Source organism: Variovorax sp. RO1, from assembly GCF_002849325.1.
GTDB lineage: Bacteria > Pseudomonadota > Gammaproteobacteria > Burkholderiales > Burkholderiaceae_C > Variovorax.
Genome location: NZ_PKMT01000001.1, coordinates 2,057,859 through 2,072,070, shown reverse-complemented (window position 1 = coordinate 2,072,070; position 14,212 = coordinate 2,057,859). Strand labels below are relative to the sequence as shown.

Annotated in this window: 14 protein-coding genes; 5 read left to right on the top strand and 9 right to left on the bottom strand. The window is 67.0% G+C overall.

Features of this window, described 5'->3' with window-relative positions:
* Nucleotides 1–72 precede the first annotated feature (72 nt).
* On the bottom strand, nucleotides 73–1,416 hold the full coding sequence (locus tag CY658_RS09905) for a dicarboxylate/amino acid:cation symporter (protein WP_101489935.1): 1,344 nt from the start codon (nucleotides 1,414–1,416) through the stop codon (nucleotides 73–75).
* 149 nt (nucleotides 1,417–1,565) lie between these two features.
* On the bottom strand, nucleotides 1,566–2,303 hold the full coding sequence (gene phbB / locus CY658_RS09900; RefSeq protein ID WP_099790345.1) for an acetoacetyl-CoA reductase: 738 nt from the start codon (nucleotides 2,301–2,303) through the stop codon (nucleotides 1,566–1,568).
* Between the two features lie 217 nt (nucleotides 2,304–2,520).
* On the opposite strand from phbB, the gene CY658_RS09895 reads away from it, so the two are divergent.
* The 3 genes from CY658_RS09895 to CY658_RS09885 all read left to right on the top strand — a co-directional run bounded on the left by CY658_RS09895 (nucleotide 2,521) and on the right by CY658_RS09885 (nucleotide 4,180).
* Nucleotides 2,521–3,168, top strand: a complete 648-nt coding sequence (locus CY658_RS09895; protein WP_099790348.1) for a DJ-1/PfpI family protein — start codon at nucleotides 2,521–2,523, stop codon at nucleotides 3,166–3,168.
* Nucleotides 3,169–3,236: 68 nt separating this feature from the next.
* Entirely contained in the window at nucleotides 3,237–3,761 is a 525-nt protein-coding gene (locus CY658_RS09890; RefSeq protein WP_101489934.1) for a CinA family protein, read from the top strand.
* Nucleotides 3,758–4,180 (top strand): GNAT family N-acetyltransferase, encoded by a 423-nt coding sequence (locus CY658_RS09885; RefSeq protein WP_101489933.1) that lies wholly within the window; start codon nucleotides 3,758–3,760, stop codon nucleotides 4,178–4,180. The genes CY658_RS09890 and CY658_RS09885 overlap by 4 nt, the downstream gene beginning before the upstream one ends.
* 39 nt (nucleotides 4,181–4,219) lie before the next feature.
* On the opposite strand, the gene CY658_RS09880 is transcribed toward CY658_RS09885, so the two are convergent.
* From CY658_RS09880 to CY658_RS09860, 5 genes are read right to left on the bottom strand one after another with little or no spacing between them, the layout of a single operon-like run.
* Nucleotides 4,220–5,230: a tripartite tricarboxylate transporter substrate binding protein BugD gene (locus CY658_RS09880; protein ID WP_101489932.1), complete on the bottom strand. Its 1,011-nt coding sequence runs from the start codon at nucleotides 5,228–5,230 to the stop codon at nucleotides 4,220–4,222.
* A 30-nt stretch (nucleotides 5,231–5,260) separates the two neighbouring features.
* The gene (locus tag CY658_RS09875; protein ID WP_101489931.1) at nucleotides 5,261–6,151 is read right to left on the bottom strand and encodes an HpcH/HpaI aldolase/citrate lyase family protein; all 891 of its coding nucleotides are present in this window, start codon (nucleotides 6,149–6,151) and stop codon (nucleotides 5,261–5,263) included.
* On the bottom strand, nucleotides 6,148–7,329 hold the full coding sequence (locus tag CY658_RS09870; protein WP_101489930.1) for a CaiB/BaiF CoA transferase family protein: 1,182 nt from the start codon (nucleotides 7,327–7,329) through the stop codon (nucleotides 6,148–6,150). Before CY658_RS09870 ends, CY658_RS09875 begins: the two co-directional genes overlap by 4 nt.
* Before the next feature lie 21 nt (nucleotides 7,330–7,350).
* Complete coding sequence (locus CY658_RS09865) at nucleotides 7,351–8,241, bottom strand: FAS1-like dehydratase domain-containing protein (protein WP_101489929.1); 891 nt, start codon at nucleotides 8,239–8,241, stop codon at nucleotides 7,351–7,353.
* A 35-nt stretch (nucleotides 8,242–8,276) separates the two neighbouring features.
* On the bottom strand, nucleotides 8,277–9,287 hold the full coding sequence (locus CY658_RS09860; RefSeq protein WP_374221094.1) for a Bug family tripartite tricarboxylate transporter substrate binding protein: 1,011 nt from the start codon (nucleotides 9,285–9,287) through the stop codon (nucleotides 8,277–8,279).
* Nucleotides 9,288–9,379: 92 nt separating this feature from the next.
* Between CY658_RS09860 and CY658_RS09855 the strand changes: the two genes are divergently transcribed.
* Nucleotides 9,380–10,336 (top strand): LysR substrate-binding domain-containing protein, encoded by a 957-nt coding sequence (locus CY658_RS09855; protein WP_101489928.1) that lies wholly within the window; start codon nucleotides 9,380–9,382, stop codon nucleotides 10,334–10,336.
* 485 nt (nucleotides 10,337–10,821) lie between these two features.
* On the top strand, nucleotides 10,822–11,007 hold the full coding sequence (locus CY658_RS09850; RefSeq protein WP_101489927.1) for a hypothetical protein: 186 nt from the start codon (nucleotides 10,822–10,824) through the stop codon (nucleotides 11,005–11,007).
* Between the two features lie 107 nt (nucleotides 11,008–11,114).
* Here CY658_RS09850 and CY658_RS09845 read toward each other — a convergent pair whose 3' ends face one another.
* Nucleotides 11,115–12,293 carry an acetyl-CoA C-acetyltransferase gene (locus CY658_RS09845; protein ID WP_099790359.1) on the bottom strand — a complete coding sequence of 393 codons (1,179 nt, stop codon included), beginning with the start codon at nucleotides 12,291–12,293 and terminating at the stop codon, nucleotides 11,115–11,117.
* Between the two features lie 61 nt (nucleotides 12,294–12,354).
* Entirely contained in the window at nucleotides 12,355–14,127 is a 1,773-nt protein-coding gene (gene phaC, locus CY658_RS09840) for a class I poly(R)-hydroxyalkanoic acid synthase (protein WP_101490310.1), read from the bottom strand.
* Nucleotides 14,128–14,212: the final 85 nt, after the last annotated feature.

Below are 14,212 nucleotides of genomic sequence, written 5' to 3'. Positions count from 1 at the left end.
CCATTAAGACGGGCGCCCTCGGGCGCTTTCACGGCGGTCGGGGGCTTTGGCCTCCGACCGCCGTTCTGCTTTCTACGGCGCCATCTTCGACTCGCGCGCATTCACCAGCTCTTCCGGCTCCTGCGACTCGACCCAGCTCTCGTTGTTGAGCCCGGCCTGCAGCCGCTCCTCATCGAGTTCATTCGTCCACTTGGCCACCACGATGGTGGCCACGCCGTTGCCGATCAGGTTGGTCAGCGCGCGCGCCTCCGACATGAAGCGGTCGATGCCCAGGATGAGCGCCAGCCCCGCCACCGGCACGTGGCCCACCGCCGACAGCGTGGCCGCCAGCACGATGAAGCCGCTGCCCGTGACGCCGGCCGCGCCTTTCGACGTGAGCAGCAGCACCGCGAGCAGCGTGATCTCCTGCGTGAGCGTCATGGGCGTGTTGGTGGCCTGCGCAATGAACACCGCCGCCATCGTCAGGTAGATCGAGGTGCCGTCGAGGTTGAACGAGTAGCCCGTGGGAATCACCAGCCCCACGCAGGTCTTGTGGGCGCCCAGGTTCTCCATCTTTTCCATCATGCGCGGCAGCACCGATTCGCTGGACGAGGTGCCCAGCACGATCAGCAGCTCTTCCTTGATGTACTTGATGAACTTCCAGATGCTGAAGCCGTGAAAGCGCGCAATGAGCCCCAGCACCACGAAGATGAACAGCAGGCAGGTCAGGTAGAAGGTGCCCATGAGCTTGCCCAGCGACAGCAGGCTGCCCAGCCCGTACTTGCCGATGGTGAAGGCCATCGCGCCGAAGGCGCCGATGGGCGCGAGCTTCATGATGTAGTTGACGATCACGAAGAGCACGTGCGAGCCCTTTTCGATCATGTCGAACACCAGCGTGCCGCGCCCGCCGAAGCGGTGCAGCGCAAAGCCGAACAGCACCGCGATCAGCAGCACCTGCAGGATCTCGCCCTTGGCGAAGGCATCGACGATCGTGCTGGGAATCACGTTGAGCAGAAAGTCGACCGTGCCGGTCATCTTGCCGGGGCCGGTGTAGGCCGCAATGGCCTTGGTGTCGAGCGTGGACGCGTCGATGTTCATGCCCGCGCCGGGCTTGAGCACGTTCACCAGCACGAGGCCGACCACCAGCGCGATGCTGCTCACGACCTCGAAGTACAAAAGCGCCAGCCCGCCGGTCTTGCCGACCTTCTTCATGTCTTCCATGCCGGCGATGCCGACCACCACCGTGCAGAAGATGATCGGCGCAATGATCATCTTGATGAGCTTGATGAACCCGTCGCCCAACGGTTTCATCGATTCCCCGAGCGAGGGGTAAAAGTAACCGAGGAGCACGCCGATGATCACCGCGGTGATCACCTGCACGTACAGGGAACGGTAAAGGGGGAGCTTCCTGGGTACTGTGCTTGTTGTATGTGCCATGACTGCCTCCTGAAAAAGATGAAGAAGGAAAACGCAGAAGAAAGGGTTCGTGTCGCGGTGGCTTTCGATGGTTGAAATGGTTTTGGCTTCGGCCCCAATGAAAAAACCCGCCGAAGCGGGTTTTGGTTTTCAGGGTGCGGTGCGCATGCTCAGTGCATGTGAAGGCCGCCGTTGACCGAGAAGTCGGCCCCGGTGCTGTAGCCGCCTTCGTCGGTGGCGAGCCACGCGATGATGGAAGCGATTTCGCTCGGCTCGCCCAGACGCTTGACCGGAATGGTCGCCACGATCTTGTCGAGCACTTCCTGGCGGATGGCCTTGACCATCTCGGTGCCGATGTAGCCCGGGCTCACGGTGTTGACCGTGACGCCCTTGTTGGCCAGCTCCTGCGCCAGCGCCATCGTGAAGCCGTGCATGCCGGCCTTGGCAGCCGAGTAGTTGGTCTGGCCGGCCTGGCCCTTGGCGCCATTCACCGAGCTGATGTTGATGATGCGGCCCCAGCCTTTTTCGACCATGTCGCCCACCACCTGCTTGGTGACGTTGAACATGCTGTTGAGGTTGGTTTCGATCACCGCGCTCCAGTCTTCCGGCGTCATCTTGAGGAACATGCGGTCCCGCGTGATGCCGGCGTTGTTGACGAGCACGTCAATCGCGCCGTGGGCCGCCTTGGCGGCGGAAAAAGCCTCGACGGTGGATTGCCAGTCGCCGACATTGCCGACCGACGCGTGAAACTCGAAGCCTTCGGCTTTCTGTTCGGCCAGCCATTTGGCATGGTCGCGTGTAGGACCGCAACCGGCGATCACAGTGAACCCGTCCTTGTGCAGACGCTGGCAGATGGCTGTTCCGATGCCACCCATGCCCCCGGTGACATATGCAACTTTCTTGCTCATGAGATTTCCTTGATTTGAAGCTAGCAAAAAGCCTGAACGGCCGCCTTCACTCTAGCCATTTTCAGGCCACACAACCCTGAGGGAGAACACTGAGCCAAGCTTGCAACCAGCTGTCACCGAGACCGCCTCGGCGGCACTCTATATGCTTGCGGCTGCGCGACCGTGACAGGGTCCCTGCCGGCCCCCCTCCCATCCAGCCACCCAGGAGTTCACACGCATGAATTTCGGAATCATCGTCTTCCCCGAGGTCGAGGAGCTCGATTTCATCGGTCCCTGGGAAATGCTCACCATGTGGAGCAAGCTGGCCGGCGGCCCCGCCAACTGCCTGGTGGTGGCGCAAACGCACGGCCCGGTCGTCTGCGCCAAGGGGCTGTCGATCAACCCGCACGTGTCGTTTGCCGACTGCCCGCCGCTCGACTTTCTGCTCGTGCCCGGCGGCATGGGCACGCGGCGCGAGGTCGACAACCCCGCGATGGTGCAGTTTGTGGCCGCGCAGGCGCCCGGCTGCAAGGCGCTGATGTCGGTGTGCACCGGCGCCTTCGTGCTGCATGCGGCCGGCCTGCTCTCGGGTCGCACCGCCACCACGCACTGGGGATCGCTCGACCGCCTGCGCGCGCTCGGCGACGTGAAGGTGGTCGAGCAGCGCTTCGTGCAGGACGGCCATGTCTGGACCTCGGCCGGCGTCTCGGCCGGCACCGACCTGATGCTCGCCTTCATCGCGCATGCCGCGGGTGAGGAAGCCGCGGCCAAGGTGCAGCTGCAGGCCGAGTACTACCCGGCCGACACGGTGTACGGCCACACCTCGAGCCATGAGCGCGCGCCATCGTATGTGCGGCGACCGGGGTCGCGCGCGGGCACGGCCTGATCGTTCTTTCGTTTGTTTGATCGATCGAACGGTCGGTCATTTCTTCTTTCTTACTTCTTTAGGCCTCCATGTCCACGCCCGACCTCACCGACCTCGAACCGCTTGCCGTGCTCGCCGCCCGCGTGGGGGCGACGCTGCGCGAGCGGCGCCAGACGGTGGCGGTCGCCGAATCGTCGGCTGGCGGCCTCGTCTCGGCCGCCCTGCTCGCCGTGCCGGGCGCCTCGGCCTACTTCCTGGGCGGCGCGGTCATCTACTCGCGGCGTGCCGGCAAGGCGCTGCTTGGCCTCACGGCCGAAGACATGGGCGACATGCGCGGCGAGACCGAGCCCTATGCGCGCTTCATGTCGGGCCGCATCCGTGATGCCCATCGATCGAAGTGGGGCATCTGCGAAAGCGGCGCGGCAGGACCGTCGGGCAGCCCGTATGGCGACGCGCCGGGGCACGTCTGCATCGCCGTGACCGGCGCAGACGGCCTCGTGGTCAGCCGCACGATCGAAACCGGCGCGACCGACCGGCCATGGAACATGGAGGTGTTCGCGCGGCTGTTGCTGAAGCTGTTTGACGAAACCTTGCAGACGGCCGGCGACGCATGACCGAGGTGGTGATCTCCACGGCCTCCGAAGAGGAGGTCCGCTCCGGCGTCCTGGGTCGCCGGTTGCGCGAGTTCAACTACGGCTTCGTCGGCGAGTACCCCGAGACGCAACCCGTGTGGCTGAGCGCGAAAGACACGCAGGGTCGCCTGCTGGGTGGCCTGCGCGGCTTCGTGTTCCTCGAATGGCTGCGCATCGACGTGCTGTTCGTCGAAGAGGAAGCCCGGGGCACCGGCCTGGGCCGCCGCCTGCTCGCCGAAGCGGAAGCGCGCGGCAAGGCGCTGGGTGCCGGGAATGCTGCGCTCGAAACCTTCGAGTGGCAGGCGCGAGGCTTCTACCTCAAGCAGGGCTACGAAGAGTTCGCCCGCATCGACAACTACGCCCGCGGCAACTACCTCGCGTACATGAAGAAAAAGCTGTGAGCCCGGGGCATCGCTGCCCCGCAACTCAAGCTATGACCTTCAATCCGCCTGCACCCCCGCAGCCCGGATCACCTTCCCCCACTTCTCGATCTCCGCCGCCAGATGGCTGCGCAGCGCCTCGGGTGTGACCTTCTCCATCGGCACGGCCTCGGTGCTCAGCTCGGCAAAGCGCTTCTTCACGTTGTCGTCCTGCAGCGCGGCGCGCAGGGCCACGTTGAGCTTGTCGATCACGGCCGGCGGCGTGCCCTTGGGCGCGTACACGCCGTGCCACACCTTCACGTCGAAGCCCTTGAGGCCCTGCTCGTCGAGCGTGGGAATGTCGGGCATGCTCGACAGGCGCTTGGGCGTGGTCACGCCGAACACCTTCACGCGCTGGCCGTCCTTGATGACGGGCGCGGTCTGCGTGGTCTGGTCGCACAGCAGGTCGACCTGCCCGCCCATGAGGTCGTTGAGCGCCGGGCCTGCGCCCTTGTAGGGCACGGTCGTGAGCTGCACGCCGATCTGGTGCGCGAAGAGCATGCCGCACAGCTGCGAGACGGCGCCGATGCCCGCGTTGGCGAGCGAGACCTTGTCCTTGTTGGTCTTCACGTAGGCCAGCAGCTCCTTGAAGTTGTTGGCCGGAAAGTCCTTGCGCGACAGCAGGGTCATCGGCACGTCCATGACCTGGCCGATGTACTCGAAGTCTTTCAGCGGGTCGTAGTTGAGCTTCTTGTACAGCGCGGGTGCGGTGGCCATGCCCATGTGGTGGATGAGGATGGTGTAGCCGTTGGGCGCCGCCTTGGCCACGCGGGTCGGCGCGATGGTGCCGCCCGCGCCCACGGTGTTCTCGACCACCACGGTCTGCCCGAGCGACTTGCCCATGGGCACGGCGAGCATGCGCGCCACCACGTCGGTGGGGCCGCCGGCCGAGTACGGCACGACCATCACCACGGGCTTGTCGGGCCACGCGGCCTGCGCGGCGGCAGGCGATGCGGCGGCGAGCAGGCAGGCGCCCGCCGAGGCCGCGATGAGGGCTTTCAGTTTCCAGGTCTTCGTTGCAGCTGCGTTCACTTCTTTGTCTCCTTTGGGTTTGTCTGTAGATCAGTGCGTCAGGGATGAATCACCCGGGCCGTGCGGCGCCGCCAGCGCGAGCCAGCGCTCGGCCAGCCGCACCACGGGCCCGTCGACCATGCGGCCGTCGAGGCTCACGACGCCGCCGCCGGCCGCGCGCACGGCCTCGGTCACGCGGTGCGCCCAGGCCACTTCGTCGGCCGAGGGACCGAGTGCGGCCTGCACGGGCGCGACCTGCTCGGGATGGATGCAGAGCTTGGCGCCGAAGCCGCCGCGCCGGGCGCGTGCGGTGTCGGCGGCGAGTCGCTGCGCATCGCGCCAGTCGGGCGTGACGCCGTCGATGGGCGCGGCCAGCCCGGCGCGGCGCGTGGCCAGCACGAGCGCGAGGCGCACGGCCGCCAGCTCGACCTCGTCGGCGTCGCAGGCCATGCCAAGGTCGGCCTGGAAATCGAGGTGGCCGAAGGCCAGCCGCAGCACCTGCGGCGCACCCGCGATGGCATCGACCGCGGCGAGCCCCGCGGCCGATTCGATGAGCGGCAGCAGCAGGGCCTTCGGCCCGACGGTGGCGGCGAGGCGATGCAGTTCGTCGGCGTGCTCGGCCTTGGGCAGCACGATGCCTGCGATGAGGCCGTCAGCGATCCATCCGGCTGCGCGCGCGCAGTCGTCGCCATGCCACGGCGTGCCGCTGGCGTTCACACGCACGAGCAGCCGCCCTCGCCCTTCCGCGGGCAGCGCCGCCAGCGAGGCGCCGAGCGCGTCGCGCGCCTCGGCCTTGCGCGCGGGCGCCACAGCATCTTCGAGGTCGATGATCACGCTGCCCGCACCTGTCGCCAATGCACGCGCATGGCGCTCGGGCCGGTCGGCCGGCACGAAGAGAAAGGCGCGCGCCAACGCCAGTGCTGGGTTCGCGGGCCCGCTCATACCGCCCCGGCCGTGCGCAGCGCCGCGATCGCGTCGTCGCCACGTCCCAGGCTGCGCAAGATGGCATCCGTGTGCTGACCGACCGCGGGCACCGGGTCCATGCGGTAGTCGAACGCACTCTGGCGACCGGCAGGCAGCAGCGCCGGAATGTCGCCGGCCGGCGAACCCACCTGGCGCCAGCGCTCGCGCGCCTGCAGCTGCGGGTGCGCCCACAGCCCGGCCATGTCGTTCATGCGCGCATTGGCGATCTGCGCGGTGTCGAGCCGTTCGAGCACCTGCGCCGCGCTCAGCGCGCCGAAGGTGTCGACGATGAGCGTGCGCAGTGCTTCGCGGTGTTCGTTGCGCCGTGCGTTGCTGTCGAAGCGCGGGTCGGTTGCGAGCTCGGGGCGCAGCAGCACCTTGTCGCAGAAGGCGCGCCACTCGCGCTCGTTCTGCAGGCCCAGCATCACGGTGCCGCCGTCGCCCGCGGGGAACGGGCCGTAGGGATAGATGGTCGCGTGCGAGGCGGCGCTGCGCGGCGGCGGCGGCGCGCCGTCGTAGGCGTAGTACATCGGGTAGCCCATCCACTCGGCGAGCGATTCGAGCATCGACACGTCGATGTGCGAGCCCTTGCCCGTCTTGCCGCGCTGCATCAGCGCCGCGAGGATGCCGGTGTAGGCGTACATGCCCGCCGCGATGTCGGCGATGGAGTTGCCCGACTTGCACGGATCGTCGGGCGTGCCCGTCACCGACAGGAAACCGGCCTCGCTCTGGATCAGCAGGTCGTAGGCCTTCTTGTCGCGGTACGGGCCGTCTTCGCCGTAGCCCGAGATGTCGCAGACGATGAGCGCGGGATGCTTCTCCTGCAGCACCTGCGCGCCCAGGCCCATGCGCGCGGCGGCGCCGGGCGCGAGGTTCTGCACCAGCACGTCGGCGCCGGCCACCAGCTCCTGCAGCACCGCGAGCGCGGCGGGCTGCTTGAGGTCGAGCGTGAGGCTTTCCTTCGAGCGGTTGACCCACACGAAGTGCGAGGCCTCGCCGTTCACGCGCTCGTCGTAGGCGCGCGCAAAGTCGCCGCCGCCGGGGCGCTCGACCTTGATGACGCGCGCGCCGAGGTCGGCGAGCTGGCGGGTGCAGAACGGCGCCGCGATGGCGTGCTCGAGCGAGATGACGGTGATGCCGTCCAGGGGTCTTGTCATGGGCGTCTTTCTTTTCTTGCGTCAGGCGAGCACGGCGGTCGCCTGCATCGTGAGCCAGCCGTCGGCGTCTTCGCCCCACAGGCTGAAGGTCTTGCCGTCGGTGCTGCCTTCGGCGGGCTTGCCGTGCACGCGGAACGGCGCGATGTCGAAGGTCGGGCGCACGGCGCGGAACTCGAAGCGCGCGAGCTGCGCATCGGCCGGTGCGTTGCGGCGCAGCAGGTCGACCAGCAGCGTCGCGATCAGCGGCCCGTGCACGATGAGGCCCGGGTAGCCCTCGACCTGCGTCACGTAGCGGCGGTCGTAGTGGATGCGGTGGCCGTTGAAGGTCAGCGCCGAATAGCGGAACAGCAGCACGTCGTCGGGCACGAGGTCGCGGCTGAAGGTGGCGTCCTTCGGTGCGGGCGTGGGCGGCGGCGTGGCTTCGCCCGGTGCGGCGGCGGCGCGGTAGACGATGTCGTGCTCTTCGGTGAGCGCGAGCCCGCGCGCGTTGCGCACCTCGTGGCGCACGAGCACGAACACCAGCTCGCCCGTGCGGCCCGCCTTGTGCGTGACCGAGGCGATGGTCGACGTGCGCTCGATCGCATCGCCCACCTGCAGCGGATTGCCCGGCTCCCACGTCAGCCGGCCGCCGGCCCACATGCGGCGCGGCAGCGGCACGGGCGGCAGGAAGCCGCCGCGTTTGGCATGACCGTCTTCGCCGATCTCCGACTGGCGGTGGTGCGGCAGGAAGTAAAGCCAGTGCCACAGCGCGGGCAGGCGCGTGCCCGCCTCGGGCAGCGGGTCGTCGCGGTCGAGCGTGGCGGACAGCGCGCGCACGGGCGCGGCGGTGAGGTCGTCGCGCAGCGTTTCGCTGCGGCCTTGCCAGGCCTGCAGCCGCGCGAGGGCTTCGGCGTCGATCAGTGGAGAAGTCATGGCGTGAGTGGCAAGAAGAGAAATGAGTCGATGGGTCAGTCGACCGCAGCGCCCGAGGCCTTGACGATGCGCGCCCATTTGGCGAGGTCGGTGCGCAGCAAAGCCGAGAACTGCTCGGGCGACGTGGGCGCCGCGATCTCGACGCCCTGCTGGTCGAGCTTGTCGCGCAGGTCCTTGGCCGCGAGCGCCTTGCGCGTCGCGTCCTGCAGGGTCGCGAGCACGTCGGCCGGCACGCCCGCGGGGGCGAACAGGCCGATCCACAGCGTGCCGTTGTAGCCCGGCACCTGCTCGGCGATGGCGGGCACGTCGGGCAGCACGGGCGAGCGTTTTTCGCCGCTCACGGCCAGCGCGCGCAGCTTGCCGGCCTTGATGTGCGTCAGCGCCGAAGGCAGGCTCGCGAACACGATGGGCAATTGCCCGCCGAGCACGTCGTTGATGGCAGGCGCCACGCCCTTGTACGGCACGTGCTGCATCGAGATGCCGCCCATGCTGTTGAGCATTTCGCCCAGCAGGTGGTTGAGCGTGCCGTTGCCGGCCGAGGCGTACTGGTAGTTGGCGCCCTTCTCGCGCGCCAGCTTCAAGAATTCGGCGAAGTTCTTCGCGGGGAACGACGGGTTCACCAGCAGCACGTTGGGCACCGCGCCGATCAGGCCGACGGGCTTGAAGTCTTTCTCGGGGTCGAAGCCCGGGTTCTTGTAGAGCGCGGGGTTGATCGCCTGGCTGCTGCTGATCGTCATGAGCAGCGTGTAGCCGTCCTTCGGGCCCTTGGCGACCAGCTGCGTGCCGATGTTGCCGCCCGCGCCGGGGCGGTTGTCGACCACCACGCTGGCGTTGTTCAGCACCTCGCCGAGCTTCTGGCCCACGAGACGGCCGACGATGTCGTTGGTGCCACCCGCGGCCTGCGGCACGACGAGCGTGATGGGGCGCGAGGGATAGGTTTGAGCAGTGGCCGGGCCTGCGGTCAGCAAGGCGGTGGCGGTGAGGCCGAAGGCGAGCAGCGCCTTGGCGCGAAGCCGCAAGGCGGGGGTGGTGTTGTGTGTCTCCATGGCCGCATGGTCTGCTGCCGGCCCTTGGCGCGCAATCTGCGATTTCGGAAGCCAGGCTTCTGAAATTCCGAAGGCTTGGCTACCATCGCCCCATGCTCTTCGACCTCACCGACCTGCGCCTGTTCGTGGCCACGGCCGAGCTCGGCAACCTCACGCGGGCGGCCGAGCGCCAGCACCTGTCGCTGGCCGCGGCCAGCGCGCGCATCAAGGCGCTCGAGACCCAGGCCGGCCTGCAGCTGCTGCAGCGCGAGGCCCGCGGCGTGCGCCTGCTGCCGCCGGGCGAGGCCTTCCTGCACCACGCGCGGCTGGTGCTGCACCAGGCCGACCAGTTGCGCGCCGACCTGCTCGAGTACGGCGGCGGCCTGCGCGGCCACCTGCGCGTGTTCGCCAACACCACGGCGGTGACCGATTTCCTGCCCGAAATCCTGCCCGGCTTCCTGGCCGCCAACCCGCGCATCAACGTCGACCTTCAGGAAAAACCGAATGCTCAGATCCCGCGCGGCGTGCGCGACGGGCGTGCCGACATCGGCATCGTCGCGGGCCAGATGGACACGCTGGGCCTGGACACCATCCACTTCAGCACCGACCGGCTGGTGCTCGTCACCTCGCGCCAGCACCGCTTTGCGCGGCGCCGCCGCATCTCCTTCGCCGAGACGCTCGACGAAGACGCCATCGGCATGCAGCAAGGCAGCACGCTGCAGGCCTTCCTGGGGCAGATCACCGACAACCTGGGCAAGCGCCAGAAGCTGCGCATCCAGCTCGGCAGCTTCGACGCCATGTGCCGGATGATCGGCAGCGGCGTGGGCATCGGCGTCGTGCCCGAGTCGGCCGCGCGGCGCAACCAGGAGAGCATGCGGCTCGCACTGGTCGAGCTCAGCGACCCGTGGTGCGTGCGCGAGCGCTACCTGCTCGTGCGCGACCGCGCCGCACTGCCCGTGTACGCGCAGGCGCTGGTCGAGACGCTGTGCCGGCACTACACAGATCCACAGGCCGAACCCGCTGACGGCCCGATTTCCGGCCAAAAACAGGCACTTGCGGGCGGCTTGTGAGAAACCTGATGTCTTCCCCATTTTCTGTGCACAACTTTGGGGGTAAGTCAGGGGTCGCGTTGTAAAGCCGTCGCAAGCTGTTGTTTTATAAGGAGAATAGTTAGTCTGCTTAAAAATTTTGCAGTGCACAACTATGGCGACCAGGAGGTCCAAAAATGGCTGCAAAACAAGAAAGTCAAGCGAAAAAACAGGGGTTGCCTGTGCTAGGCCGCCCTTTCAAACCAACGACTTGCCGCCGGTTGTGCAGAAGTCCGCTTCAATCCCCACTTTCTGTGGGCAACTTTGGGGGTAACTGGGTCGGAGCTTTGTAAAACGAATGCAAGTTGTTGTTTTACAAAGAGATTCGACACATTGCTCAATTTTTGAGCGGTGAACAAGACGGGCGGCCGCTCAGACGCCAGTCGCACGATTGAATCCAAAGGTTCTCAGTCCACCGAATCGGACCGGTGCGAGGCGCGAAAGAGGGCCGCTACAGTCGCCCTGACATGCTCGAAGCCCTCAGCTCTCCCTGGTCCTGCCTCGGCGCCATCGCCGGGTTGCTGATCGCCTTGCTGGTGCACTGGCTGGCGCCCGCCGACATCGACACGGTGCATGCCGGCGCATGGCTGGTGGGCATCGGCTGGCTCGCGGGGCTGGCCTGGGACCTCGTGGATTCGGACCGCTCGAAGTAATCCGCAGGTGAGTCCTGCGAACAGCGGACACAAAAAAGGGAGGGGAAGCAGCAGCCCTTGCGAGCCCCTGCCTCCCCTCCCCGTACCGGTTCAACCGGTGATCAGACTCAGCGCTCGATCGTCAGCGCCACGCCCATGCCGCCGCCGATGCACAGCGAGGCGATGCCCTTCTTGGCGTTCTGGCGTTGCATTTCGTGCAGCAGCGTCACCAGGATGCGGCAGCCCGACGCGCCGATGGGGTGGCCGATGGCAATGGCGCCGCCGTTCACGTTCACCTTGTTCACGTCCCAGCCCATTTCGCGGTTCACGGCGCAGGCCTGTGCGGCGAAGGCTTCGTTGATCTCGAGCAGGTCGAGGTCGGCGGCCTTCCAGCCGGCGCGCTGCAGCGCCTTGGTCGACGCGGGCACGGGGCCCATGCCCATGATGGTCGGGTCGAGGCCGGCGGTGGCGTAGCTGGCGATGCGGCCCAGCGGCTTCAGGCCCAGGGCGGCGGCCTTCTTGGCCGTCATGACCATCACGGCGGCGGCGCCGTCGTTCAGGCCCGAGGCATTGCCCGCGGTCACGCCGCCGGCCTTGTCGAAGGCGGGACGCAGGCCGGCCAGCACTTCGGCGTTGGTCTTGCGGTTGATGAACTCGTCCTGGTTGAAGACGAGCGGGTCGCCCTTCTTCTGCGGAATGCTCACGCCGACGATTTCGTCCTTGAACTTGCCGGCGTCTTGCGCGGCGGCGGCCTTGGTCTGGCTGGCCAGGGCCAGTTCGTCCTGCGAGGCGCGGTCGATGTTGTACTGCTTGGCCACGTTCTCGGCCGTGATGCCCATGTGGTACTGGTTGTACACGTCCCACAGGCCGTCGACGATCATGGTGTCGACCAGCTTCCAGTCGCCCATGCGCTGGCCGTTGCGCGAGTTGGGCAGCACGTGCGGCGCCATGCTCATGTTTTCCTGGCCGCCGGCGATCACGATCTCGGAGTCGCCCGTGGCCACGGCCTGCGCCGCCAGCATCACGGCCTTCAGGCCCGAGCCGCACACGGCGTTGATGGTGAGCGCCGGCGTTTCCTTCGTGCCGCCGCCCTTGATCCAGGCCTGGCGCGCGGGGTTCTGGCCGGCACCGGCCGCGAGCACCTGGCCCATGATGGCCTCGCCGACCTGGTCGGCCGTGAGGTTGGCGCGCGCAATCACTTCCTTGATCACGAGGGCGCCCAGCTCGGTGGCGGGGATGCCGGCGAGCGAGCCGCCGAATTTGCCGACCGCCGTACGCGCAGCCGAAACGATGACGATGTCTTCCATGAGGTTCTCTCCGTTGAGGTGATTTGAAATCGGTTGCGATCTTGCGGGAGCTGGCGCCCGTTCAGGCCTTGGCCTTCACGTAGCGTCCCGGCGCCGGTTCGATGGCCTTGTAGGCCTTGCCGTTGCCGTAGCCCTTGGGCGCGGGGATCTGCTTGCCCGCGTGGCCCTTGAGCCATTGTGCCCAGTCGGTCCACCAGCTGCCCGGCTGCTCCTGCGCGCCGGCCAGCCATTCGGGCTGGGTCTTGGGAAACTTGCCGTCTTCGCGCAGCCAGTGGCTGCGCTTGTTCTTGGCGGGCGGGTTGATCACGCCGGCGATGTGGCCCGAGGCACCCATCACGAAACGCTTCTTGCCTGTGAGCAATTGCGTGGTGGTGTAGGCGCCGCCAATGGGCACGATGTGGTCTTCGCGCGAGCCGTAGATGTAGGCCGGAATATCGATCTTGCCGAGGTCGACCTTCTCGCCGCACACGGTGAGCGCGCCAGGCTTGGCCAGCTTGTTCTCGTGGTACGTGTTGCGCAGGTACCAGGCGTAGAACGGGCCCGGCAGGTTGGTCGCGTCGCTGTTCCAGTACAGCAGGTCGAAGGCCGGCGGCGTCTCGCCCTTGAGGTAGTTGCCGACCACGTAGTTCCACACCAGGTCGTTCGGGCGCAGGAAGCTGAAGGTCGAGGCCAGGTCGCCGCCGGGCAGCAGGCCGCCCTTGCCCAGCTGCATCTCGCGGTACGCCACCATGGGCTCGTCCACGAAGATGTCGAGGATGCCGGTGTCGCTGAAATCGAGGAAGGTGGTCAGCAGCGTGACCGACGCGGCCGGCTTCTCGCCGCGTGCCGTAAGCACGGCCAGCGCGGTGCTCAGGATGGTGCCGCCCACGCAGAAGCCGAGCGTGTTGATCTGCTTGCTTCCGCTGATCTCCTGCACGGTATGGATGGCCTTGATGGCGGCGTTCTCGATGTAGTCGTCCCAGGTGGCCTGGGCCATCGACTCGTCGGGGTTGCGCCAGCTCACCACGAACACGCGGTGGCCCTGCGTGTTCGCATAGCGAATGAGCGAGTTGTCGGGCTGCAGGTCGAGGATGTAGAACTTGTTGATGCACGGCGGCACCAGCAGGAACGGCCGCTCGTACACCTTGGCGGTGAGCGGCTTGTATTCGAGCAGCTGGAAATACTCGTTTTCAAATACCACGGCGCCTTCGGTGGTGGCCACGTTGCGCCCCACTTCGAAGGCACTTTCGTCGGTCATGCTGACGTGGCCCTGCTTCACGTCGTGCAGCAAATTCTGGATGCCCTTGGCGATGCTCTCGCCCTGCGTGTCGATGGCTTTCTTCTGCGCCTCGGCATTGAAGGCAAGCGAGTTGCTGGGCGAGGCTGCCGCCATCCACTGCTCGACCGCGAAGCGCAGGCGCGCCTTGGTCTTGTCGTCGGCGTCGATGGCCTCGGCCATGCGCATCATGGTGCGGCCGTTGAGCAGGTACACGGCGGCCGAGAAAGCCGCCATCGGGTTGCTGCCCCAGGCCTCGGCGGCAAAGCGCTTGTCGCCCTCGGGGCGGGCACCGAAGCCGCGGCGCCAGAGGTCGGTGGCGTCGGTCAGGTACTGCTGCTGAATGGACTTCAGCTGCTCGGGATCGAGGGAAAACTTGGGCAGCTCGGGCATGCCGGCTGCACCCGGGAACTGTGGCATTTGTGGCAATTGCCATAGCGGCGTGCCGCCGATGTCGAAAGCGGCGGAACCTGCTGGCCCCCCAGCTTTCTGGAAAGCCTCCATGGCCTGGGTCCAGCCCTGCGTGAGGGCTTTTTGAAGGGGCGCGAACGCATCGGCCCCCGTGTCTTCTTGCTTCATCATGTCTCCTGGCCGTGGCCTGGGTCGATACGAACGGATGGCTTGCGTGTTTTGAGTATGCTGCATTCGCAAGGCACTCACAACG